17 protein-coding genes and 6 pseudogenes are annotated in these 23,317 nt (G+C 37.7%); 10 read left to right on the top strand and 13 right to left on the bottom strand.

What is annotated here, in order from left to right:
* Positions 1–150: 150 nt before the first annotated feature.
* The 9 genes and pseudogenes from L3081_RS09750 to L3081_RS09715 all read right to left on the bottom strand — a co-directional run bounded on the left by L3081_RS09750 (position 151) and on the right by L3081_RS09715 (position 6,747).
* Positions 151–930, bottom strand: a complete 780-nt coding sequence (locus L3081_RS09750; protein WP_242285322.1) for a DbpA RNA binding domain-containing protein — start codon at positions 928–930, stop codon at positions 151–153.
* On the bottom strand, positions 870–1,214 hold the full coding sequence (locus tag L3081_RS28185) for a helicase-related protein (protein WP_242285721.1): 345 nt from the start codon (positions 1,212–1,214) through the stop codon (positions 870–872). Before L3081_RS28185 ends, L3081_RS09750 begins: the two co-directional genes overlap by 61 nt.
* 222 nt (positions 1,215–1,436) lie before the next feature.
* A pseudogene (locus L3081_RS28180) lies at positions 1,437–1,998 on the bottom strand (DEAD/DEAH box helicase); the annotation flags it as partial.
* A 488-nt stretch (positions 1,999–2,486) separates the two neighbouring features.
* Complete coding sequence (locus L3081_RS09735) at positions 2,487–3,161, bottom strand: HDOD domain-containing protein (protein WP_242285319.1); 675 nt, start codon at positions 3,159–3,161, stop codon at positions 2,487–2,489.
* Positions 3,097–3,387, bottom strand: a complete 291-nt coding sequence (locus L3081_RS09730) for a hypothetical protein (protein WP_242285316.1) — start codon at positions 3,385–3,387, stop codon at positions 3,097–3,099. The genes L3081_RS09735 and L3081_RS09730 overlap by 65 nt, the downstream gene beginning before the upstream one ends.
* Before the next feature lie 383 nt (positions 3,388–3,770).
* Positions 3,771–4,307, bottom strand: a complete 537-nt coding sequence (locus tag L3081_RS29365) for a S16 family serine protease (RefSeq protein WP_242285313.1) — start codon at positions 4,305–4,307, stop codon at positions 3,771–3,773.
* Between the two features lie 23 nt (positions 4,308–4,330).
* Positions 4,331–4,828, bottom strand: coding sequence for a Lon-insertion domain-containing protein (locus tag L3081_RS29360; protein WP_274620397.1), 498 nt, complete (start codon positions 4,826–4,828; stop codon positions 4,331–4,333).
* Positions 4,821–6,164, bottom strand: coding sequence for an AAA family ATPase (locus L3081_RS29355; RefSeq protein ID WP_274620396.1), 1,344 nt, complete (start codon positions 6,162–6,164; stop codon positions 4,821–4,823). Before L3081_RS29355 ends, L3081_RS29360 begins: the two co-directional genes overlap by 8 nt.
* Before the next feature lie 97 nt (positions 6,165–6,261).
* On the bottom strand, positions 6,262–6,747 hold the full coding sequence (locus L3081_RS09715) for a zinc ribbon-containing protein (RefSeq protein ID WP_242285310.1): 486 nt from the start codon (positions 6,745–6,747) through the stop codon (positions 6,262–6,264).
* Positions 6,748–6,954: 207 nt separating this feature from the next.
* Between L3081_RS09715 and leuS the strand changes: the two are divergent.
* The 10 genes and pseudogenes from leuS (at position 6,955) to L3081_RS09665 (ending at position 18,442) form a co-directional block, all read left to right on the top strand.
* Positions 6,955–9,570 (top strand): annotated as a pseudogene (gene leuS, locus L3081_RS09710) (leucine--tRNA ligase).
* Positions 9,557–10,120, top strand: coding sequence for an LPS-assembly lipoprotein LptE (locus tag L3081_RS09705; RefSeq protein ID WP_242285308.1), 564 nt, complete (start codon positions 9,557–9,559; stop codon positions 10,118–10,120). The pseudogene leuS and the gene L3081_RS09705 overlap by 14 nt, the downstream one beginning before the upstream one ends.
* A gap of 36 nt (positions 10,121–10,156) precedes the next feature.
* Complete coding sequence (gene holA / locus L3081_RS09700) at positions 10,157–11,218, top strand: DNA polymerase III subunit delta (RefSeq protein ID WP_242285291.1); 1,062 nt, start codon at positions 10,157–10,159, stop codon at positions 11,216–11,218.
* Positions 11,219–11,358: 140 nt separating this feature from the next.
* Positions 11,359–11,910 (top strand): nicotinate (nicotinamide) nucleotide adenylyltransferase, encoded by a 552-nt coding sequence (nadD, locus tag L3081_RS09695; protein ID WP_338027289.1) that lies wholly within the window; start codon positions 11,359–11,361, stop codon positions 11,908–11,910.
* A 128-nt stretch (positions 11,911–12,038) separates the two neighbouring features.
* Positions 12,039–12,362: a ribosome silencing factor gene (gene rsfS, locus L3081_RS09690; RefSeq protein ID WP_242285288.1), complete on the top strand. Its 324-nt coding sequence runs from the start codon at positions 12,039–12,041 to the stop codon at positions 12,360–12,362.
* 141 nt (positions 12,363–12,503) lie between these two features.
* Positions 12,504–12,974 (top strand): 23S rRNA (pseudouridine(1915)-N(3))-methyltransferase RlmH, encoded by a 471-nt coding sequence (rlmH, locus tag L3081_RS09685; RefSeq protein WP_242285271.1) that lies wholly within the window; start codon positions 12,504–12,506, stop codon positions 12,972–12,974.
* Between the two features lie 104 nt (positions 12,975–13,078).
* Complete coding sequence (mrdA, locus tag L3081_RS09680; RefSeq protein WP_242285268.1) at positions 13,079–15,085, top strand: penicillin-binding protein 2; 2,007 nt, start codon at positions 13,079–13,081, stop codon at positions 15,083–15,085.
* Positions 15,085–16,202 (top strand): annotated as a pseudogene (gene rodA / locus L3081_RS09675) (rod shape-determining protein RodA). The gene mrdA and the pseudogene rodA overlap by 1 nt, the downstream one beginning before the upstream one ends.
* 35 nt (positions 16,203–16,237) lie before the next feature.
* A complete protein-coding gene (locus L3081_RS09670) occupies positions 16,238–17,035 on the top strand; it encodes a septal ring lytic transglycosylase RlpA family protein (RefSeq protein ID WP_242285252.1) in 798 nt (265 codons plus the stop codon).
* Positions 17,036–17,233: 198 nt separating this feature from the next.
* On the top strand, positions 17,234–18,442 hold the full coding sequence (locus L3081_RS09665; protein ID WP_242285250.1) for a serine hydrolase: 1,209 nt from the start codon (positions 17,234–17,236) through the stop codon (positions 18,440–18,442).
* A gap of 131 nt (positions 18,443–18,573) precedes the next feature.
* Here L3081_RS09665 and L3081_RS09660 read toward each other — a convergent pair.
* The 4 genes and pseudogenes from L3081_RS09660 to nagB-II form a co-directional block, all read right to left on the bottom strand.
* Positions 18,574–19,690 (bottom strand): annotated as a pseudogene (locus tag L3081_RS09660) (beta-ketoacyl-ACP synthase III).
* Positions 19,691–20,601: 911 nt separating this feature from the next.
* Positions 20,602–21,066, bottom strand: coding sequence for an MFS transporter (locus L3081_RS28175; protein WP_338027212.1), 465 nt, complete (start codon positions 21,064–21,066; stop codon positions 20,602–20,604).
* Positions 21,067–21,132: 66 nt separating this feature from the next.
* Positions 21,133–22,268, bottom strand: a pseudogene (gene nagA / locus L3081_RS09650) (N-acetylglucosamine-6-phosphate deacetylase).
* Positions 22,268–23,298: pseudogene (nagB-II, locus tag L3081_RS09645) on the bottom strand (glucosamine-6-phosphate deaminase NagB-II). Before nagB-II ends, nagA begins: the two co-directional pseudogenes overlap by 1 nt.
* Between the last annotated feature and the right edge of the window lie 19 nt (positions 23,299–23,317).

The raw sequence follows: 23,317 nt of genomic DNA, 5'->3' as shown, positions 1-23,317 counted from the left end.
ACAAACTATGTGATCATTTCTACTTGCTAACATCACCAACTACATTGTTATTTATTTAATAATTAAGTGATATAAGTTGTATGTGATTACTTATAAGCAAGAAAAAAGGCACTTAAAGTGCCTTTTTTATGATGCTAAATTAAATAAATATTAGCTGTGACGTTGTGAGCGTTCTTTACTACGACGTGGCGTTTGTTGTTTTTCCATTTGCTCTTCTGATGCTGTTATCGCTAATGGTTGACGACGAACACGTACACCTTTTAACTGTTTAAACAAATCAGCAGGGATACCTTTAGGTAATTGCACAAAGCTATGTTTGTCATGCAAATTAATGGCACCAATATAACTACTGTCTAATGAAATTTCGTTAGCAATTGCACCAACAATATCACCTGGACGTGCACCATGCTCTTTACCTACTTCCAAACGATACGTTTGCCAATCAACATCATTGCGATCAACTTTTGCTTTACGTGGTCTTTCATCACGTGAACCACGGTTACTATTGCGTTCACCTCGGCTGTCAGCACGATTATCTGAACGTGAATCACGACGTGAATCTCTGCCACGATCATTTCTATCACGACCGTTGCGTTCACCTCGGCTATCTTTTTCACGTGCATCACGACGTGGTTTAGGATCTTCTTTCGGTTGGAATGGTTGCTTCAATTGTTTCTGGAACAACAAAGCTGCAGCTAAATCAACCACAGACATTTCAGACTCAGCTGTCATGGCTTCAACAATTTCGCGCATGCTTGCTAAATCTTTTCCTTCAATAATACTTGTTATTTCAGCGCGAGCACGTTCAATACGCTTTTTACCTAATTCTTGAACATTTGGTAATTCGTACATATTCACTGTGCCAGACGTTAAACGCTCATAATGACGTAATGAATACATTTCACGTGGACGAACAAAAGCGATAGACATACCTTCACGGCCGGACGACCAGTACGACCTATACGATGAACATAGGCTTCATTATCACCTGGTAAATCATAGTTAATAACTAAAGAGATACGTGGAATATCTAACCCACGTGCAACCACATCCGTTGCAACTAAGATAGAAGATTTACCTGATTTCATTTGATCAATACAACGTTCACGCTGTGCTTGGTTCAAATCGCCGTTAAGTGCTAATCTTTGGTAGACACGTTCTAGTTTTTCAGCAACATCAACAGTATCATTACGAGTACGAACAAAAATAATCATCGCATCATAATCAACTATTTCGGCAATACGTTCTAAAGCCGTCATTTTAGTGATGCCACTAACTTTCCATGCGTATTGCGTAATATTAGCTTTGGCTTTTTTAACCGCTGCAATTTTAATATGCTCAGGATCTTTTAAGAAACGGTTAGCAATTTTACGAATCGGTGGCATAGTTGCAGAGAATAAGCACATTTGCGTTGTTTCAGGCAAATGATCTAAAATCCACTGAATATCTTCTAAAAAGCCCATGTTTAACATTTCATCAGCTTCATCAAGTACACATACTTTCAGGTCTGCTAACTTAAGGCTTTTACGACGTAAATGATCCATCAAACGACCAGGCGTACCAACAACTACTTGCGCACCACGCTCCAATTGTTGAAATTGTGGACCATAAGATTGACCACCGTATAACGTAGCAACTGTTAAACCTTTCATGTTTTTACCGAAAGACTCAATAGCTTCAGCTACTTGCATTGCTAATTCACGTGTTGGTGCTAACACCATTAATTGTGGCTTTTTAATAGACGTATCAATTTTTGCTAACGGGTAAGCCAAAAGCTGCCGTTTTACCTGTACCTGTTTGTGCTTCACCTAGTACATCTTTACCTGCTAATAAAGGTGGAATAGTTTGCGCTTGAATATCGGTAGCTGAGGTAAAACCTATTGCAGTAACAGCAGTTAATAAATTAGTTGGTAAACCTAAAGAATCAAAGCTAACTGCATTGCTTTGCTCTGTTGAATTTTTGCTATCAGTTTGTTCTGTATTTTTTTGTTCAGTCATTTTTAATTTCATCAATTTAAGGCAGGTATGGAGAGCATGTCTAATAAAGACATCTACTAAAGAAAAATTAGCAAAAAATAAAGAGCAAAAAAATAGCTCACCTTCATACATAACATTTGTTATGGAAAGAGATCTGAATTGAATAAATTTTTAAATGCTAAGTCTTAAACCTGCGTACATCATACGAGGAAACCACCAGGAAGACTTAAAGCGCATAGCGTATCTTCACGCTATATTTCTGCTGAAAACGAAATGTTCAGTCAAGGGCAAGTCTATTGGGCAGAAAACCCCTACTCATTTCGATGGACTTATTGTTTACTTCTCTAAGTATCTCACTTAATAGATAAATCAATAAGTAGTGCACCATTCCCTATTGTAAAAGTGCCTCTATCATTTTGTTGATTCTATATATTATAAAGCCAACACCCACCATCGAAGCGCGCATTATACACGAACAACGGTAATACACAAATGGTATTTATAAATACTTATGAACCAAGGTTGAAATCATCAGCATTTTCCAAAAAGTTAAGCCAAATAGATTTATCCACCTTTATTTTTGCTAACACTGTTTCAATTTGATTTTCAGTAATTTTATTCTTTTTAGATAAAATATAAATTTCGCTAATAACATTCGCTTTAAATAAAACAGAAGATAAAGGTGTTGATTTACCCATACTTTGCGCCAATAAAGCATCACAATACACATTAGGCAGGTTCCATTCTTTCACAATGGAATAAGAAATATCTAATGACATTTCAGACATAAGCTGTTTAAACGCTAGACTGCCAGGTAACTCTCCCGGCAGTACATTACTCAGAGCATTACATAACGCACCGAAAATTATAATTTTACCCACATCATGAATTAAACCAAGGAAATGCGCATCAAATTCATTTTGCTCATGCTTTGCCGCTAACGTTTGACATAAAAAAGCGCATTGTAGAGAATGTTCCCAAATTTGGCGGCCAAACTTTTTAAAATAAATAGGGCTTTGCGGCATTAACGACTTCATTAAAACGGTAGTCGCTATATTAGCAACACCTACCGTTCCTAATATACCAACCGCTTTTTGTAATGACTGAATACCGCCTTCACTACGTGAATATTTGGCAGAATTCGCTATTTTTAATACGGTTAATGATAAGGCGATCTTTTTCAATAATTCTAATAAAATCCAAAAAGTTGGCATTTTGATCTTTTAATGTTTCTATCAACTCAAGCAAAATAACAGGTAAAGGTGGTATATGCTTAGAGAGTTGCTCAGGGTCATTCAAAATTTGTCTTACGTTTGCTAACGTGGTTTCTTCTAGGATATTCATTGATGCATCCATATTAGTTACATCAAATAACGCATCATAAAAAGCAGTTGAAATACTTGTTGACATACTTTTCCTATTTATAATAAAAAGTAAACCTTTTGAATAGTGTTAAAATAACAAAAGTACATGCCATTAATAGCAAACGAGATGTTATAGCTATAACACTACACCAATTTACGGTAGCATCGCAATGATTAAAGCATTGGAGACACCCTATCAGGCTACCCCGAAAAAATGTTCAAAATGACTAACAAATTCAAACTACCCGGCACCATTAATAAATTTGATCACAAGAGTTCTTTGGTAACCTTGAAAGGCTCTAACGAGAAAAAGAAAAAAAGAGACGTTTGCCATTTTTAATACCATGACAATTCGTCCCTTTTTTACAACAAAATACTTATTTGTCAAAAATCAACACAATCTAATTAGCAGTTAAATCAATGCAAATGTTATTCCTCATCCCCCTCTAACATTTGCGCAAAATGGGACAACTTAGCTAATGCTAAACCATGAATAGATTTTTTAGGATAGCGTCCTGTACTGTTCATTGTTCCGGCAGGGGTTGCCATTAATAATTCTAGTGCTTGGTCAATAGATTCAACGGCATAAATGGCAAAATCGCCACGTTCTACCGCTTCAATGACTTCAGTGTTTAGCATCAGGTTAATAACATTTGTTTGGGGAATAATTACCCCTTGTTTTCCAGTTAAGCCTTTGTCTTTACATAATTGAAAAAAGCCTTCAATTTTTTCATTGGCACCGCCAATAGATTGAACTTCACCATGCTGATTTATTGAGCCAGTAATCGCCAAACTTTGATCTATTGGTAATAACGTCACTGCAGATATCAATGCACAAAGTTCAGCCATCGAGGCGCTATCTCCGTCGATATGACCATAAGACTGTTCTATCGCGATATTAGCAGAAATAGAGACAGGGAAGTTCTGACCATATTTATGCCCTAAGTAGCCCGTTAATAACAACACGCCTTTAGAATGAATAGATCTACCTAAATCAACCTCACGTTCAATATCCGTAACGCCTTCACTTCCGGCATAAACCGTTGCTGTAATTCGAGTGGTGTACCAAACACACTATCACCAATTTCTAATACGGTTAAGCCATTCACTTTGCCAATAAACTCACCTTCAGTACTAATTAATACTTGTTGCTCTTTAATTTCATCAAGCCAGGTTTCGCTTAGTCTACCGGTACGACGTTTTTTAGCGGCTAATGCCATGGCAACATATTCTGCGGTTAAAGTACCTTTGCTACCATTTTTTTCCCAACAATAATGTGCTTCATCTAATAAATCATTAACCTGTACAATATTGGCAGAGATTTTATTTTGATGTTCTGCTCTTCTTAATGCATAACGAACCAATTCAAGCACCGCTTCATCATCAATAGCGGGATAATTATGTCGATAGGCACGTTGTCGAATTAAATTACCAAACGCGATTAAATTATCATCATTTTTATCTAAGTAATGATCAAAATCAGCCAAGCACTCGAAATAGTTCGGTAAATTCTTGATCATAATCTTGTAGGGTGTAATAAATTTCAGCATCCCCTAATAAAATCACTTTAACTTGCAGTGGTATTTTTTCAGGTTGTAAGCTGTAAGCGCCCGGCTGACTTAGCTCAGAGTAAGGATTTTCTATGGTGATTTGCCTTGTTTTTAACGCGAGCTTTAACCGTGACCACACTAATGGTTGTGTCAATAATTTATCCGCATCAAGTAACAAATAGCCACCGTTTGCTTTGTGTAGAGCACCTGGGCGGATTAATCGATAACTCGTGTAAGTACTGCCTTGAAAGCTAGAAAAGTCAACATGGCCAAATAAATTCTGATAGGTTGGATTTTGCTCGTAAACAACGGGAGCACCTTCATCAATGCTGCGTGCGACCAATAAATTAGGTAAAAACCGCTCAACTAACAGCTTACGTAATTCTTTATCATTTGGTGCATCATCTTCGTCATTAACCAAAATCTCTAATGAAACATCAACAACATGATTACTGACTTTACTGAGATATTTTAAAATACCTGCATTTTCACTAAACTCTTGCTCTAACTCTGTTAAATAAGGTTTTATCGCTTGCGCTGCCGTTTCATTTTTCAATTTTCGCAATAAATCAGAAGACTCACGTTTCCATAAAGGTAGTTCAAGTAATTGCTCTGCAAGCACCACTTCAAGTTCTGCCAACAATTGATAAAACGTTGCTCTATCGGCTTCATTAATATTAGCAAACTCTTTATCGTTTAATGGTTTCCCATCAACTAAAGGAGAAAAGCCAACCTCACCATTTTCTTCAAATAACGAGACATTATTTTTTAAGGCTATTTTTTCAACTTCTGAAATAGCGTCATCATATTTTTTGTTGAAAGCACGATCAATCGCAGATTTCTGTCTTTGAAAACCAGGGTTGTCAAAAATTTCAGGAAACAAATCCATCAGCTCATCAATAAATTTATTCATGCGCGATAAAAGTTGCTTACCATCCCCCGGATTTACATAAAGTTTATAGGGCGCATGGGTTTCATCAAAATTATTGATGTAACACCATTCAGTAGGTGTTGGTTGTTGTTTTGCTAATTTGGTTAGCAATTGCTGAATTAGGGTTTGTCTTCCCGTTCCGTGCTCACCCATGGCAAACACATTAAACCCTACTGATGACATTGATAGACCAAAATCTAACGCTTCTTTAGCGCGTTCATGTCCTACAAAGGTTTGTTCTATTTCACTTGAGGGAGTTTTTTGAGAAAAAAGCGCTGCTGATAAAGTTGCGCTAAGTTGTGCTGCAGTAAGTTTACATTGCAAAGCAGGTGTCGTGGTCATGCATGTCCTTGAGAAATGTGCTTTTTAAGATAGAGAAAGCGATTGCCATATTGTACTCGGTAACCGCTTTGCTCACAATATAAAAACTCAATCAAGGTTAGGGATCTAGGGGTAAACGACTAAAACTTGTACCGCCACAGTTTGCACATTCAGGCACTTCACCCATATGCATAATATGAAGCTTTTCATTACATTGGAGACAAACCAACTCACCAAAACCAATAATATCGCCAGTGTTATATATGCCATCATGCTCAAAATCTTCCACTAATTCGGCCCATTCAACTTGCGATTTATCGGTTAACTGAGCAAGATTTGACCATAACGTTTCTTCTAGTAAACCTAAATACGTTGAATTTTTTGCTTGCGATTGATTTTGTTGATAAAAATCATGTAAATCATACTTTAAATTATCCGTAAATTGGTTTACTTTTTCTTCCGACAATTCTTCAGCAGCTTTAGCATAAAGTTTCGCCTGTTTGAGTAGTTCCACCACTTTCGGTTTTTGCAGCTCTTTTGCTTCATCAAGCCAGTTACTGAGATCTTGATATATTTGCACAAGATAATTTTTTTCATTTGTCATAGCACATTCCTGTTCTTTTTGTTTGTAATTTTGACTAATAGTATAGACAAAATTACCAATTAAGCTTGTTGTTAACTAGCCAGATAAGGTATTCTATCGCGATAATTTAAACTCAAGTGTATTAAGCATTTTATACTGTTCTTATCATAAACTAAGCAGATAAAATTCACGAAGACAATACCTAAATATAGCGTTAGAGACCCCTTAATGGAAGCCATTTATAATCCCCAAGCAATTGAAGCGACAGTTCAAAATTTTTGGACTGAAAATGATACATTTAAAGCAGTAGAAGATGACAATAAAGAGAAATTTTATTGTCTTGCTATGTTCCCCTACCCTAGTGGGCGTTTGCATATGGGGCATGTTCGCAATTACAGTTTAGGCGATGTAATTTCTCGCTATCAACGCATGCAGGGTAAAAATGTAATGCAGCCGATGGGGTGGGATGCCTTTGGATTACCGGCTGAAAATGCCGCAATTAAAAACAAAAGTGCTCCAGGTAAGTGGACTTATCAAAATATTGACTATATGCGCAATCAATTAAAATCTCTTGGTTTTGGTTACGATTGGGGTCGAGAACTTGCTACGTGTAAACAAGACTATTATCGGCGGAACAATGGTTTTTCACTAAACTTTATGAAAAAGGCTTAGTTTATAAAAAAATTCTTCGGTAAATTGGGATCCTGTTGATCAAACCGTATTAGCAAACGAACAAGTTATCGATGGGCGCGGTGGCGCTCTGGCGCAATTGTAGAAAAGAAAGAAATTCCACAGTGGTTTATTAAAATTACAGATTACGCGCAAGAATTACTTGATGATTTAGAACAATTAACCGACTGGCCTGAGCAAGTAAAAACCATGCAACGTAACTGGATTGGTCGTTCGCAAGGTGTTGATATGACCTTTCAAGTAGACGGTCTAGTCGAAGGCAAACAAGAAAGCTTCGACATTTACACCACTCGCCCCGATACATTAATGGGCGTAACCTATGTCGCACTGGCTGCTGAACATCCGTTAGCGTTAATTGCCTCGAAAGAAAATCCTGCGCTTGCAAGCTTCATTCAAGAATGTAAAAGCAATCAAACCACCGAAGCCGATATGGCTGCGATGGAGAAAAAAGGCGTTGATACTGGTTTTAAAGCGATTCACCCGCTTACAGGTAAATTAGTACCTGTTTGGGCAGCTAACTTTGTATTGATGGACTACGGCTCAGGTGCGGTAATGTCAGTGCCCGGTCATGATCAACGTGATTATGAATTTGCCAAAAAGTATGGTCTTGAAATTACACAAGTAATTACTACCTCAAATGAAAGTGACCAAGAAGCCGATGACATCAACAAAGCAGCCATCACTGAAAAGGGTATTTTAATTAATTCAGGTGAATTTGACGGTTTAGATTTTGAGCAAGCATTTAAGGCGATCAGTGAAAAATTAGCCGCCGAAAATAAAGGAAAAGTCACCACTAACTTTCGTTTACGAGACTGGGGCGTTTCTCGACAACGCTATTGGGGTACGCCAATTCCAATGATTAACCTTGCTAATGGTGAATCAGTACCCGTGCCTGAAAATGAGTTACCTGTTGTATTGCCTGAAGATGTGGTAATGGATGGTGTAACCTCTCCTATTAAAGATGATCCACAATGGGCAAAAACCACCTTTAATGGTGAAGATGCACTGCGTGAAACGGATACCTTTGATACCTTTATGGAGTCTTCATGGTATTACGCACGTTATTGTTCACCCAACGATGATACACAAATGCTTGATTCTGCTAAAGCCAATTATTGGTTACCGGTTGATCAATACATTGGTGGTATTGAGCATGCTATTTTACATTTACTTTATTCGCGCTTTTTCCATAAACTATTACGTGATGTTGGTTTAGTTGAATGTGATGAACCCTACAAAAAATTGTTATGCCAAGGCATGGTGTTAGCAGACACTTATTACCGCGAAGCAGATAACGGCGCACAAGAATGGATTGCGCCTAGTGATGTTACCGTTGAACGTGATGAAAAAGGTCATGTGGTCTCAGCCATCAGTAAAGCAGATGGGAAAGCGGTTATTTCTCTCGGTATGAGTAAGATGTCAAAATCTAAAAATAACGGTATTGACCCACAAGAAGTTATTAATAAGTACGGCGCAGATACCGTACGTTTATTTATTATGTTTACTTCGCCGCCAGAACAAACGTTAGAATGGTCTGATGCGGGTGTTGAAGGAGCCCACCGTTTTGTTAAACGTGTTTATAAAATTGTTCACGATTTTACTGAAATTTCCACTGGTGACACTATTGCTGCGAGTGAATTAAAATTAAACTCAGAACAGAAAAAATTGCGTCGTGAATTACATAAAACTATTGCTAAAGTAACCGATGATATTGGTCGTCGTAACACCTTTAATACTGCTATTGCAGCCATCATGGAATTAATGAATCACTTAAGCAAAGCGTCAATGACTTCAGCTGAAGACAAAGCCGTGATGCGTGAATCATTACGCGCTGTTGTATTAATGTTAACACCAATCACACCGCATATGTGCCATTACTTGTGGCAACAAATAGACAACGACACAGGTACTACAGTTGAAAATGCACAATGGCCAATTGTTGATGAAAGTGCGTTAGTTGAAGATGAAAAGCTGATTATTGTGCAAGTTAACGGTAAATTGCGAGCAAAAATAACAGTAGCAGCTGATGCTACTAAAGAAACTGTTGAAGCCTTAGGTTTGAATGATGAAAATGTATTGAAATTCACGGATGGCAACACTATTCGTAAAGTTATTTATATTCCAGGGAAATTATTAAACATTGTGGCTAACTAATATGCGCTTATCGTCAAAGCACCGTGCCAGGCTATATACGACGAGACAAACTCGTCGTATTTACCTCGTTATACTCCTAGCAAGTCGGTTAGGAGGTTGCGGATTTCACCTGCGCGGTGATTATTTACTTAGTGATGAATTACAAACTTTGTACGTGAGTTCCAGTGATGTTCATGGGGAGTTAACCCGGTTAGTTAAGCAACACCTTTCTCGCAATCAAGTTAATGTGCTAAAACATAGAAATACTCAAGCACCTGAACTACGTATAATGTCAGACCAACTTGATAGAAGAACCTTATCTGTATTTGAAAACGGGCAAGTGGCGGAATATGAATTAATTTACACCGTAAATTACCAATTACGCTTTGCAGCTAAAGATGGTGACCCCATTGAAGAACCACAAAATTTTCGTTTTGAACTAAATCGTGATTATCAAGATGATCCTAATCTAGCGCCGGCAAAATCTCGAGAATTGTCGCTATTACTCAGTGAAATGAGACAATCAGCTGCTGATAAAATTTTGCGCGATATGGCGAGGATCCAACGCTAGAATTGACTGTTTATATTTACATAACATAAGGCATCCATGAAGATTTACCATAACAAACTACAGCAAACGTTGTCGCAAGGCTTTAAACCTGTTTGGCTAGTATTTGGTGATGAACCATGGCAAAAAAATGATAGTTTAGCCCAAATAAAAAACCATGCTCAACAACACGGTTTTAGCGAAATCATCCGTTTTAGTAGCGACAATAAATTTGATTGGCAACAATTAATGGATGAATATCAGTCTATGAGTTTATTTGCTAGTCAGCGTATTATCGAGGTTGAATTTACCACGATAAAAATAGGCGATAGTGGTAACAAAGCCTTACTAGCCTTAAGTGAAGTGATAGAGAAAAATGCCACACTTCAGGATGTGATTTTTATATTTCATGGTCCTAAACTCGATGGCCCAAGTGCTAACAGAAAATGGTTTAAAACCTTAACGCAACTTGGTTGCTATGTGCCTATATACGACATTGATATTCAAGCCTTACCTCGTTGGCTACAAAGCCAAGCCAGATACTTCAATGTGAACCTAGCACCCGAGTTATCCTTATTATTAATAGAACTGTTCGAAGGTAACCTACCCGCTTTAGCGCAAGAGCTACAAAAGCTGTCTTTGCTATTTCCTCAGAATCAGCTAATCAGTTTACAAGCCGCTGAACAATTAGTAATCAAACAAGCGAAATTCAATCCCTTTCAAATTATTGATGCGTTATTGATGGGGAATTGTAAAAAATGTATCGCGATGTTAGATCAAATACAACAGGAAGGCATCGCGCCAGGACAAGCAATTTGGATATTCCACAAAGAAATTAATCAGCTATATGCCATGCTAGACAAAATAACACAGGGTAAAACACTCAATGATATTTATAAAGAATATCGCATCTGGGATAAACGTAAACCGTTATATCAACATGCCCTTACCCATATAAGCCTTAACAATGTTAAACGTGCAATGTCACGACTAGCCGACATAGATTTACTCAGTAAAACTAACAGTGAATTTAATGCTTATATTTTATTGGCCGATCTTTGTGTGACACTTTATCATGGCGAAACCATGCAACATTTTTCACTTAACTACGAATACAGTTAACCAAGGTAAAAGTTAATCATGGATAAGTCTATAATGAAAAAAATTGGTGTTTTAGGTGGTACCTTTGACCCCATACATTATGGCCATACGTTACCACCAAAGCCGTAGCAGATCATTTAGCATTAGATACTGTTCTTGTTATTCCAACAAACATTCCTCCTCATAAAGAATCCCCCAATATCAAAAGTGAGCATCGAGCGGCAATGGTGCATTTAGCCTGTGAAGGCGAACCTATATTTACCTGTGATGAACGCGAATTAACACGCGATGGCTTTTCATTCACGCTTGAAACCTTAAAAGAATTATCTCAATGCTATCCTAATGCTAGCTTATATTTTATTATGGGATTAGATTCTTTATTAACGTTTACCACATGGCATCAATACCAAGATATTCTATCCCATTGTCATTTAGTAGTTAACACTCGGCCAAATTATGCATTACATAATCTAAATGCTGAAACTCAGTCATTACTGAATAAACATCAAGTTAGCGATATTAACAGCTTAAATGAACAAAAATCTGGCGGTATTTTATTACTTCCAAATAATTTACCCAATTATGATAAGTATTTAGATATCGATCTTTCTTCAAGCGAAGTTAGGCAACGTTTAATTAATAAACAACCCTGTCAGCATCTACTTTCGCCAAAAGTATGGGAATTTATCAACAAAAATAAGCTTTATCGTTAACGGCACCGACAAAAAGTGTTATTATTACCCGCTTATACATAATTTAATTGTGAGTCGTACATTGCTACGACATTTTTCGGTGACTTATTCCCGAGTAAAACAATAAACCTGACACTAGGAAGAACACTTTGCAAACTGAAGAACTTAAAACATTTGTTATTGAAAAACTTGAAGATATGAAGGGTAGAGATATAATTCCACTTCACATTACCAACAAAGCTAGTTTTGCTGATTATATGATTATCTGTTCGGGTAACTCAAACCGCCACGTAAAATCTATTGCACAATCGGTTGCAATTGAATGTCGTGCTGCCGGTGCTGAACCTCGTGGTATGGAAGGAAATGATGTTGGTGAATGGGCATTAGTCGATTTAGGCGATATTATTGTTCATGTAATGACTGATGAACAACGTGATAAATATAATCTTGAACAATTATGGGCTGAAGACTAGTTGCCACTAGTTAGCTTATTAAACAAATAAGCACTGTTGCAACATTGATCCACGTGTAACAGCGGGCAATTCCCTGTCAACTGCCTTGCGCTAATCATTTTTCCTAGGTGATAACCTTTAATAATTATTATTGCGAACTTTATGAAACTTACGTTATATGCCGTTGGCACTAAAATGCCTGCTTGGGTGACCCAAGGCTTTAATGAATACTCTCGACGATTTCCTCGTGATTTATCATTTGAGTTGATAGAAATTTCAGCAGGTAAGCGTGGGAAAAATGCAGATATAACGCGAATATTAGATAAAGAAGGTGAACAATTACTCAATGCTATTCCTAAAGGAAATAGAATTGTCACGTTAGAAGTAGAAGGCAAACCTTGGGATACACCTCAGCTTGCCCTCCAACTTGAACGTTGGCAATTTGATGGCCGTGATGTAGCCTTACTCATTGGTGGTCCAGAAGGTTTATCCCCTGCATGTATAGCTGCTAGTGAACAAAAGTGGTCTTTATCACCACTAACGTTACCACACCCTATGGTGCGAGTACTCGTTGCTGAAAGCTTATATCGTGCGTGGAGTGTTAATAACAACCACCCTTATCATAGAGAATAAACAGTGGCTGCTCGTCGCGTGATCACTCGTAACCTTCATTGTCTGAGTGCAGAAGCTAATTTATTTGCTATGATAAAACTTTTAGTTACAAAGGTTAACTTGTAGTGGCTGCTCGTCGCGTTATCATTCGCAACCATAGTGCAGAGGCTAATTTATTTGCTCGTCGGACTTTTATAACATTCGTAGGCGTACTCGTACTTGTACTCGTGTTATTTAGTAACCTCTATTCACTGCAAATAGCCTCCTATGAAAAATATCAAACACGATCTAATTCAAACCGAATTAAACTATTACCCGTAGCTCCAAACCGTGGTCTTATTTATGATCGTAACGGCGTCATTCTTGCCGACAATAAACCAGTTTACAGCCTAGCTGTTATTCCAGAACAAGCTGAAAATTTGAAAAACAGTATTGCTAACGTTAGTGATTTACTCGACATAAGTGCTGACATGCAAGAGAAATTTTTTAATTCAGTAAAACGTAAACGCCGTTTTAAACAAATTGAATTACATCCTCGTTTAAGCGAACAACAAGTCGCATTATTTTCCGTTAACCAACATAAATTTCCAGGCATTTTTGTTGATGCACGTTTAAAGCGTTATTATCCTTTTGGCAAACTAACCACACACACACTAGGCTATGTTGCTCGTATTAACCGAAAAGATGCAAACAAACTAGAATTTGATGGAAAATCTGAAAACTACGCAGCAACCCATGACATTGGGAAACTAGGTATTGAAAAATATTACGAAGACATTTTACATGGCACTATAGGCCATCAAGAAGTTGAAATTAATAATCAAGGTAGAATTGTTCGAACACTCGATTACACACCGCCAGTGGCAGGTAAAGATCTCACCTTAACCATAGACATAGAATTGCAGATGATCGCCAAACGAGCCCTTTCAGGAAAACGTGGCGCTGTAGTAGCAATGGACCCTCGCACAGGTGGCGTGTTAGCTATGTATTCAAATCCAAGTTACGATGGTAATTTATTTGTTCACGGCATTAGTAACAAAAACTGGCAAAAAATACGTAACTCAAAAGATTTACCGCTCATTAATAGAACGGTTCAGGGGTATCCCCCGGCCTCTACGGTAAAACCTTTTTTAGCCATAACGGGTTTAGAAGAAAAAGTAATTACCCCGGAAACAAAAATCTGGGATCCAGGTTGGTATCAACTCGATGGATTACCTAATAAGTATCGAGATTGGAAAAAATGGGGTCATGGTCAAGTTAATTTAAATAAAGCCATTGAACAGTCTTGTAATATCTATTTCTTCGATTTAGCATTTAAACTTGGCATAACCAAAATCAGCACCATGATGGAACGGTTTGGTTTTGGCGATTACACTGGTATTGATATACATGAAGAAAGTAAGGCTATAATGCCTAGCGTTGAATGGAAACGCGCTCGTTATAACAAGTCTTGGTACACTGGAGAAACCTTATCCGTTGGCATAGGACAAAGTTATTGGACAGTAACACCGTTACAGTTAACTCAAGCGCTAACGACGTTAGTTAATCATGGTAAACGCAAAGTACCCCACTTGTTAAAATCAATGATGTCGCCGTCAACAAACGAAGGCCAAGAAGAGGCAGAAGAAATTGTCTATGAAGAACAAGCCCCGTTAGTCTTAAATCAAGAGGAGAACTGGGATTTAGTACTTAATGCCATGCATAACACGGTACAACATGTAGGAGCAACAGCCCATACGCCATTTAAAGGTTCAACGTATGACGCGGCAGGTAAAACAGGCTCAGCTCAAGTTGCTCGTATCAAACAAGATGAAAAATATGATGCAAAAAACACGCAAGAAAATAAACGTGATAATGCCATGTTTATCGCTTTTGCCCCATTTAATGCACCTGAAATTGTCGTTGCAGTGGCAATAGAAAACGTATCAAAAGGTGGTGGTGGAACAAACGCCGGACCTGTTGCGAGACAAATTATGGATCAATATTTTGGTAACAGAGTTATTAGTTCTAGTGTGGGGGAAAGTAGTTCAAACGACGGTAACGTAGAGCAACATTATCACACTACACATGATCGCCTTACAGAAAATCAACTTACAAATAATACAGTTACTACAAATATTGAGGCAGAATAATGAGCAACAGAGGCCAAGATCAACAACAAGTTCGTAGCCTTTGGCAAAAATTGCACATTGATTTACCCTTATTGCTTGGTATTTTATCACTCATGGCACTTGGTTTATTCATTGTTTATAGTCTTGGTGGTCAAAACTTGGATATTGTTTATCGTCAGGCTGTTCGGTTAGGTATCGCACTTGTTGTCATGGTGGCAATTGCCCAAATCCCGCCGTTATCCTATCGAAAATGGGCCGTTCCTGTGTTTGTATTAGGCATATTAATGTTGGTTGCGGTATTGCTTTTTGGTCATATTGGTAAAGGCGCCCAACGTTGGTTAGATTTAGGCTTTATGAAATTTCAACCCTCTGAAGTCATGAAATTAATTGTACCTATTATGATTGCTTGGTTTGTTAGCCAAAGCAGCTTACCTGTAAAGTTATCCACCATCATTTTTGCTTTTATTTTATTATTAGTTCCAACCTTACTTATTGCTAAACAACCTGATTTAGGTACCTCATTACTGATTGCCAGTTCAGGAATATTCGTAATATTTCTTCTTCCGGAGCTAGTTGGAAACTCATTGGTATTTGTGTTGGCTTAGCGTCAGCCTTCGCCCCAATTTTATGGATGTTTTTGATGAAAGACTATCAAAGACAACGCGTTATGACTTTTTTAAATCCTGAACAAGATCCGCTTGGCTCCGGTTATCATATAATTCAATCAAAAATAGCTATTGGCTCAGGAGGAATTGACGGTAAAGGTTGGTTGCAAGGAACACAATCACAACTTGAGTTTTTACCTGAGCGACATACAGATTTTATTTTTGCTGTTTTTAGTGAAGAATTTGGCTTAATTGGTGTGAGTATTTTACTTGCCGTTTATTTATTTATTGTAATGCGAGGTTTATTTATAGCAGTCAATGCACAACATGCCTTCACCAAATTACTCGCAGGAAGTATTACCTTAACCTTCTTCGTTTATGTTTTTGTAAATATCGGTATGGTATCTGGTTTATTACCTGTAGTTGGTGTGCCTCTACCTTTAGTGAGTTATGGTGGAACATCAATGGTGACATTACTCGCAGGATTTGGCATGCTAATGGCAGTAGGCACACATCGACGCTTTCATACTTAACTTGTTCAATCAACTTAACTGAACCAATTAACGCAATGACTAAAATAACGATCATTCTCGCTTTATTAACACTAATAAGTGCCTGTACTACAGGGCGTTATAAGCATGCAAACGACAGTATTCCAACTCGATTACCTGACAAAAGTGAACTGAATGATGCCATTCCTCGTGCCGAACCCTATAGCCGTGGCGGTAACAAAAATTACCAAGTAAGGGGAATAGATTATAAAGTATTAAACAGTGCGCAAGGCTTTGAACAAATTGGTATTGCGTCTTGGTACGGCAATAAATTTCATGGTCACCTAACATCTAACGGTGAAATTTATGACATGTATGCAATGACGGCTGCACACAAAAATTTACCGCTACCAACCTATTTAAAAGTAACCAACCTTGCTAATAATAAATCGGTTATTGTTCGTGCTAATGATCGCGGCCCTTTTCACGAAAATAGAATCATAGACTTATCGTTCAGTGCTGCTTATAAGCTTGATATGTTGCAAGCAGGTACAGCAAAAGTAAAAATTACCGCGATTACAGATTTCAATGATCAACCTCCCCTACCACTTGAGCAAAACTCAGTTACAAAATCATTACAAGCGTTAAACCAAGATAAATATTACATTCAAGTGTTTGCGACAAGCAAACAGGAGTTTGCCAAAGAAACAGCTAAAAAACTTGAAAAAAAATATGCTCAAACAGTTAATTACCCTGAAAAAAATGGGGTTTATCGTATTCAAATTGGGCCTATTCTTAATACAAAAACGCTTAATGAGCTATTAGAAGAGCTAAAGCAAGGCAATTATCCCAATGCCTATTTAAGAAGTTTATAGTGAGCATCATAACGCTACTAAAAAAAATGAAGATCATAAACGTATATTGCAAGCCACTACACAAGGCACTCAGTTAATGATTGAAGTTAATATTTACAATTAACTTCATCTCAACCATAGCCAAGTAAATTAGAGGTGGTATACTTTCAATAGTTTATCTTAAATTCACTATTCTATTCATCTCACTATTAAATAATTATGCTATTAAAATCATCCAAACAGTCACAAAAATTTACACGTAAATTAATCAAGATAATCACAACGTCTTTATTTAATACCGCCTTAGTAATAGCGCCTATTAGTTATGCCGCAACTATTATTCCAGATGCTCCGCAAATTAATGCTAAAGGTTATATTTTAATAGATTTCACTACAGGTAAAGTGATTTCAGAAGCAAATGCTGACATGCAATTAGCCCCAAAAAGTTTAACTAAAATGATGACCGGCTATATCATTGGCAAAGAATTAGAAAATGGTAATATTTCTAATGATGATAAAGTGATGATTAGCGAAAATGCCTGGGCAAAAAACTTCCCTGAATCATCGAAAATGTTTATCGAAGTTGGTACAGAAGTTCCTGTTAGCTTACTAAATCAAGGGATTATTGTTGCTTCTGGTAACGATGCCTGTGTGGCAATGGCTGAACATATTGCAGGCAGTGAAAGCGCCTTCGCTGACTTAATGAATGCCCATGCCGAACAATTAGGTATGTCTAGTTCATTTTTTGAAAATAGTCACGGTTTAGACAGCTCATCACATATGACAACACCACGTGACATGGCGACTTTAGCCGGCGCTATAATCCGTGAAGTGCCTAACGAATATGCCATTTATAAACAAAAATCTTTTACCTACAACAAGATTAAACAATATAACCGTAACTCTTTATTATGGGACAAAAGCTTAAACGTTGATGGCATGAAAACCGGTCATACCTCAAACGCCGGCTATAGTTTAGTTACCTCTGCAACAAAAGGTGATATGCGTCTTATTACCGTTGTTATGGGCACAGAAAGCGAGCGAGCGCGTAAAGTAGAAAGTAAAAAATTACTTAACTACGGTTTCCGCTTTTTTGAAACTTATACCCCTTATGCAGCAGGTGAAAAATTTGCTACAAATCGCATTTGGATGGGAGATAAAAAAGAAGTTGATTTAGGTATTCTGTTAGAAACCCCCATTACCATTCCTCGCGGTCAACGTAAAAATTTAAAAGCAACGTTTGAGTTAGATCAACAATTAACAGCCCCTATTGCAAAAGGCACCATTGTTGGTAAGTTATTCTTACAACTTGATGGAGAAGATATAGCACAATATCCATTAGTAACGTTACAAGAAGTTAATGAAGGTAGCTTCTTCTCAAAAATAATGGATTATATTAAGTTATTCTTTGCTCAGTTTTTTGAATAAACAAAGAATAATTTATTAAAATAAATAATCTCGTGTTGATTTTATTAACCTGAACTTGGCTTAACAAAACAAACAAAAAATATAATAAAGCCACACATGATTGCTCATGTGTGGCTTTTTAATTATGTTCTTTATACGTATTCTAAAATCAAACAACAAGCCGAGTAGCCGACCCCAAATGAGCATAATACTGATTTATCACCAGAGCTAAAACCATCATGATGCTTGTGTAACGCAATAATACAACCTGCAGAACTGGTATTAGCATATTCATCTAAAATAATTGGTGCTTCTTCAGGTGTTGGATCGCGCCCTAACACTTTTTTGCCAATAAAATTATTCATATTAATATTAGCTTGATGTAAATAAAGGCGTTTAATATCATCAGCACCTAAATTCACTTTATCCATTTGAGCAGCAATTAAATTAGACACCATAGGTAATACTTCTTTAAATACTTTACGACCTTGCTGAATAAAATACTTATCAACGTCTTTTGCCGTTTCTGGACTACATTGATTCATATAACCAATATTGCTACGTATATTATTAGAAAACTCTGTTATTGGTTGCTCAGCAATAATTTTAAATTGATGCTCACCCGTTGCGGTTGATTCGTCTTCAATAATAGAAGCGGTAGCAACGTCACCAAAAATAAAGTGGCTATCTCGGTCACGGTAATTAATTTGCGGCGTTAATATTTCAGGATTGATCACTAATACTGTTTTTGCCGTACCACTGCGCACGGCATTAGCAGCATTGATTATGCCAAATGTTGCAGCCGAGCATGCTACTAACATATCAAACCCCCACCAGAACAACCAAGCGCTTGTTGTATTTCAATCGCCATGGCAGGATAAGAGCGCTGAGTATAAGCGCAAGCAACAATAACAAGGTCAATATCGGCGGGGTTTTATTTGCTGCTTTTAAAGCTTGTTTCGCTGCGGCAACGCCAATTTCAGCTTGCAAAGAAATACTCTCATTTGCACGTTCAACAAATGTTGGTCTCATAACATCAACATTTAAGATGTCCTCTTTCGACATAACATACCGGCTTTTAATGCCGGAAGCTTTTTCAATAAAGGCACTACTTGAATGAGATAAAGGTGCTACATCCCCATTTGCAATTGCTTGCTCATTATCTTGATTAAATTGATCAACATAGGCATTAAAACAAGCCACTAGTTCATCATTTGAAATACTTTCAGGAGGTGTAAATAACCCCGTACCACTAATTACAACAGCCATATAATTTTCTCTAAAACACAAATAAGGTATGACCACTAGTGTATTTTATTTAGCGGGTTTTGTCGATTGTTAGGAAAGTGGTGTTATTTCCACGACTTCATCTTATGCCCTTTAACCGCATAAAATAAAATGAATAAATAACAAGGTAACATCACAACATAAGCACCTTGTTGCCCTAACGAAGTACCACTTGCAATCCCCCAAAATAATGGACCGAAAGCACCACCAAGCAATGCCCATAATCAATAAGGCAGAACCAGTACTTGTTAATTTACCTAATCCTGATAATGCCAAAGGCCAAACTGCGGGCCATACAATGGCATTCGCCAAACCTAAGAAAGCAATTAGCAATAAGGTATCTGGTAATTGTGCGCCCCCAAATGGCACTAATAACGTATTTGCAATAATAAATGAACTGCTGTCACCCAAAATAATTAAAAAGGTCAACAACAGCCCAAAAACTGCTGATATCATTAGCGCGGTTGGTTGAGAAATGAATCGAGGAATAGTGATAATACCTAGGGTATAACCTAACACCATACAAATCATGGTATATGACGTCATTACCGCATAGTTTTCCACACCTAATGACAAAGCAAAAGTACCAATAGTATCGCCCGCAATAACCTCTACAGCCACATAAACAAACAAGGCAACAACACCTAATGTTAAGCTAGGCGTAGCTAATGCTTCTTTAAGTTGTCCTTCACTACTACTTGCTTCTTCTTCCGTCGCAAGCTCAGGTAAAGGTGATTTTTTCACTGCAAAACCAAGTAAGCCAATAAATAGCGCCATACCTAAATAAGGCATCACTAAACTATCAGCCATATCATCAATTTGAATTTGTGTTAGTTCAGTACCCACGGTACCGGTAAAGTTACTTAAAATAAGTGCGCTAAAAACCATGGGGGCTACAACACCAAGACCTTTATTAAGAATACCCATAATACTAACACGTGCTGCGGCTGATTCTTCTGGGCCAATACGTACAACATAAGGATTAACTGCGGTTTGTAGTAGTGTTTGCCCCGTCCCCATAACCAACTGTGCCAATAAAAACAAAGCGAAAACTTGGGTTTCAGCAGCAGGAATAAATAATAATCCGGAACCATCATTACGCCCATTCCAAGCGCCATACCATTTTTATAGCCAACTTTGCGAATAAGCCAAGCCGATGGTAATGCCGTAAAGGTAACGGCAATATAGAATGAAAAAATGATAAGCGAGGCCTGAAATGGAGACAACTGCAATATTTGTTTTAAATAAGGCATTAAAGAGCCATTGAGCCAAGTCGCAAACCCTAAAATAAAAAAGAGTACGGCAACTATTGCCATTGGCAACACACTACTTTGCTGCTTTTCTTCTGTTATTGTCATTTCCATAATTTCCTCATATCTCGCTCATTGTTATAATTTTATTCGTGCATAAACTTAGCGTGTAAATTACTGGGCAGAATAAACAGCTTGTCCGGCGATCCACGTTGATTTTATTTTTAACTGTTCATCAAGAACAATAAAGTCGGCTTGCTTGCCTACAACTAATGTTCCTCTACTATTGTGTTGATTAATATAGGTTGCAGGATAAAGACTCGCCATTCTTAATGCTTCATCCAAATTTATATTTAGGCCAAAATGAGTATTAGCAACCGCAGTAGCCATGTCCAACGCCGAACCGCCTAATTCACCTGTAGTTGAGGTTAATTTGCCATTTTCTAAATAAACTGTGCGATTAAAAAAAGCGAATTCAGTATCATCAGTACCTACTGGTGGCATGGCATCGGTCACTAAAAACACCGAACCAGTAGGTTTCGTTTTTAGCGCTAATTTACAGCTAACATAATCAACATGATGACCATCAACAATCATGCCGCAACTTGCATTATCATTGAGAAAAGCACAGCCGGTAACACCAGGCTCTCGACCTTGAATTGGTGACATTGCATTAAATAAATGAGTAAACCCATCAGCCCCAATCAATTGCTGCTTGTGCCGTTTTATAGTCTGCATTGGTATGCCCCAAGCACACTTTTATTCCCAAACTAACCATGCGTTGCACGTCGGTCGGTAGAAACTGTTTCGGGTGCTAATGTGACTAAAATTTGCCCCAAATCTTTACGCGATAATATTTGCCATTCTTCATCTGAAATTGGACGAATAAAGTCTGCCTCATGTGCGCCCTTTTTTGCGATAGACAAATGGGGTCCTTCAAAATGAATACCAATAATACCGGGGATTTTGGCTGCAATAGCTTCCGCCATTGCATCAGCTGCTTGCGACATAACCTCAATTTTATCGGTAATTAAAGTCGGTAACATCGCCGTGGTGCCAAATTGAGAATGGGCTGCAATGATACGTTTAATTCTATCTAACGAGGGCCTATCATTAAATAAGGCGCCGCCGCCACCATTAACTTGTAAGTCGATATACCCTGGCGCAGTTAGACCTTCCAGTACAAGGTCAATCCGTGAAAGGTCATCATCAATGGCAATTATTTTGCCATTTTCAATGGTTAAAACTTGGTCATCACTAAAATGATGTCCATCGAATATTCGTGTTGCATGTAGGCGTAATTGAGTCATTATACTGTCCGCGTTACTTTCTTAAGACCTTTAGGTTCATCGGGATTAAATCCACGTGTAATAGCAACTTCTGCTACATCTAAATAAAAACGTTGAAGTACCACTAATGGTGCCAAGCGAGGATGAACACTTTTGTCTGTTTGACGAAGGTGAACTAAATCTGCGCCACGTTCTACTACTTCATCAATTTGTGCCTGATGAGAAATAGCACTTTCATCTTCAACTGCACAATTTAATATGGCTAATCCTTGTTCAACCAAGGTTACCGGTCCATGTAAAAACTCTGCACTACTAAAGGCTTCAGCATGAATACTGCTCACTTCTTTTAACTTAAGTGCCATTTCTTTTGAAACGGCATAACCTAACCCACGGCCGAGAATCACCATATTCTTAACACCTGCAATTGAAGCGGATGTTAATTGTGGCTCAGAATCAATGATCGTTTGTAAGGCTGCTTTGGTAACGTGTCTAATGCTGCAATCAATTCTGAGTTTTCAGTCCAATAAGCAGTTAATTGCAATAATGCAGATAAGGTTGCTAAATAACTTTTAGTTGCAGCTACTGAAAGTTCGGCGCCCGCTTTAAGTGGTAACACATCATCAACGATATCTTTCAGTGGTGATGTTTCATCATTCACTAACGCAATACAATAGGCGCCCGATTTTTTTGCCATTTCAGCTTGTGCAATAATATCAGGGCTTCGACCTGACTGTGAAATAACAATCACTAATGCTTGGGAAAGTTTAAGCTGTTTACCATAAACACTCGATACTGAAGGAGCAGCAGCAAATGTTGGTACACCTGCTTCTATTTCAATTAAATATTTACCAAATACACCTGCATGATCAGAGGATCCACGGCCAATAATCATCACCATTTTAGGATCAAATTGACGTAACTTTTCCCCCATACTTTGTACAAGATGTTTATTTTCTGCCAGTTGTTCTTTAATAACAGAAGGTGCTTGTTTAGCTTCTTGCTCCATTATTGACTGTGACGTAATTGATTGTGACAACGTTGTTTGTGACATAGTAAACCTACTTAATTTA

The organism is Colwellia maritima, assembly GCF_022669015.1.
Taxonomy (GTDB): Bacteria; Pseudomonadota; Gammaproteobacteria; order Enterobacterales; family Alteromonadaceae; genus Colwellia; species Colwellia maritima.
This window is presented reverse-complemented; position numbering and strand designations above follow the sequence as displayed.

Bases quoted from the DNA above. Each gene is read 5' to 3' on its own strand.
- L3081_RS09750 (WP_242285322.1), bottom strand. From the start codon at position 930: ATGTCTATCGCTTTTGTTCGTCCACGTGAAATGTATTCATTACGTCAT.
- L3081_RS28185 (WP_242285721.1), bottom strand. From the start codon at position 1,214: ATGATTATTTTTGTTCGTACTCGTAATGATACTGTTGATGTTGCTGAA.
- L3081_RS09730 (WP_242285316.1), bottom strand. From the start codon at position 3,387: ATGTCAACAAGTATTTCAACTGCTTTTTATGATGCGTTATTTGATGTA.
- L3081_RS29355 (WP_274620396.1), bottom strand. From the start codon at position 6,164: ATGACCACGACACCTGCTTTGCAATGTAAACTTACTGCAGCACAACTT.
- L3081_RS09715 (WP_242285310.1), bottom strand. From the start codon at position 6,747: ATGACAAATGAAAAAAATTATCTTGTGCAAATATATCAAGATCTCAGT.
- holA (WP_242285291.1), top strand. From the start codon at position 10,157: ATGAAGATTTACCATAACAAACTACAGCAAACGTTGTCGCAAGGCTTT.
- rlmH (WP_242285271.1), top strand. From the start codon at position 12,504: ATGAAACTTACGTTATATGCCGTTGGCACTAAAATGCCTGCTTGGGTG.
- L3081_RS09670 (WP_242285252.1), top strand. From the start codon at position 16,238: ATGACTAAAATAACGATCATTCTCGCTTTATTAACACTAATAAGTGCC.
- L3081_RS09665 (WP_242285250.1), top strand. From the start codon at position 17,234: ATGCTATTAAAATCATCCAAACAGTCACAAAAATTTACACGTAAATTA.
- L3081_RS28175 (WP_338027212.1), bottom strand. From the start codon at position 21,066: ATGACAATAACAGAAGAAAAGCAGCAAAGTAGTGTGTTGCCAATGGCA.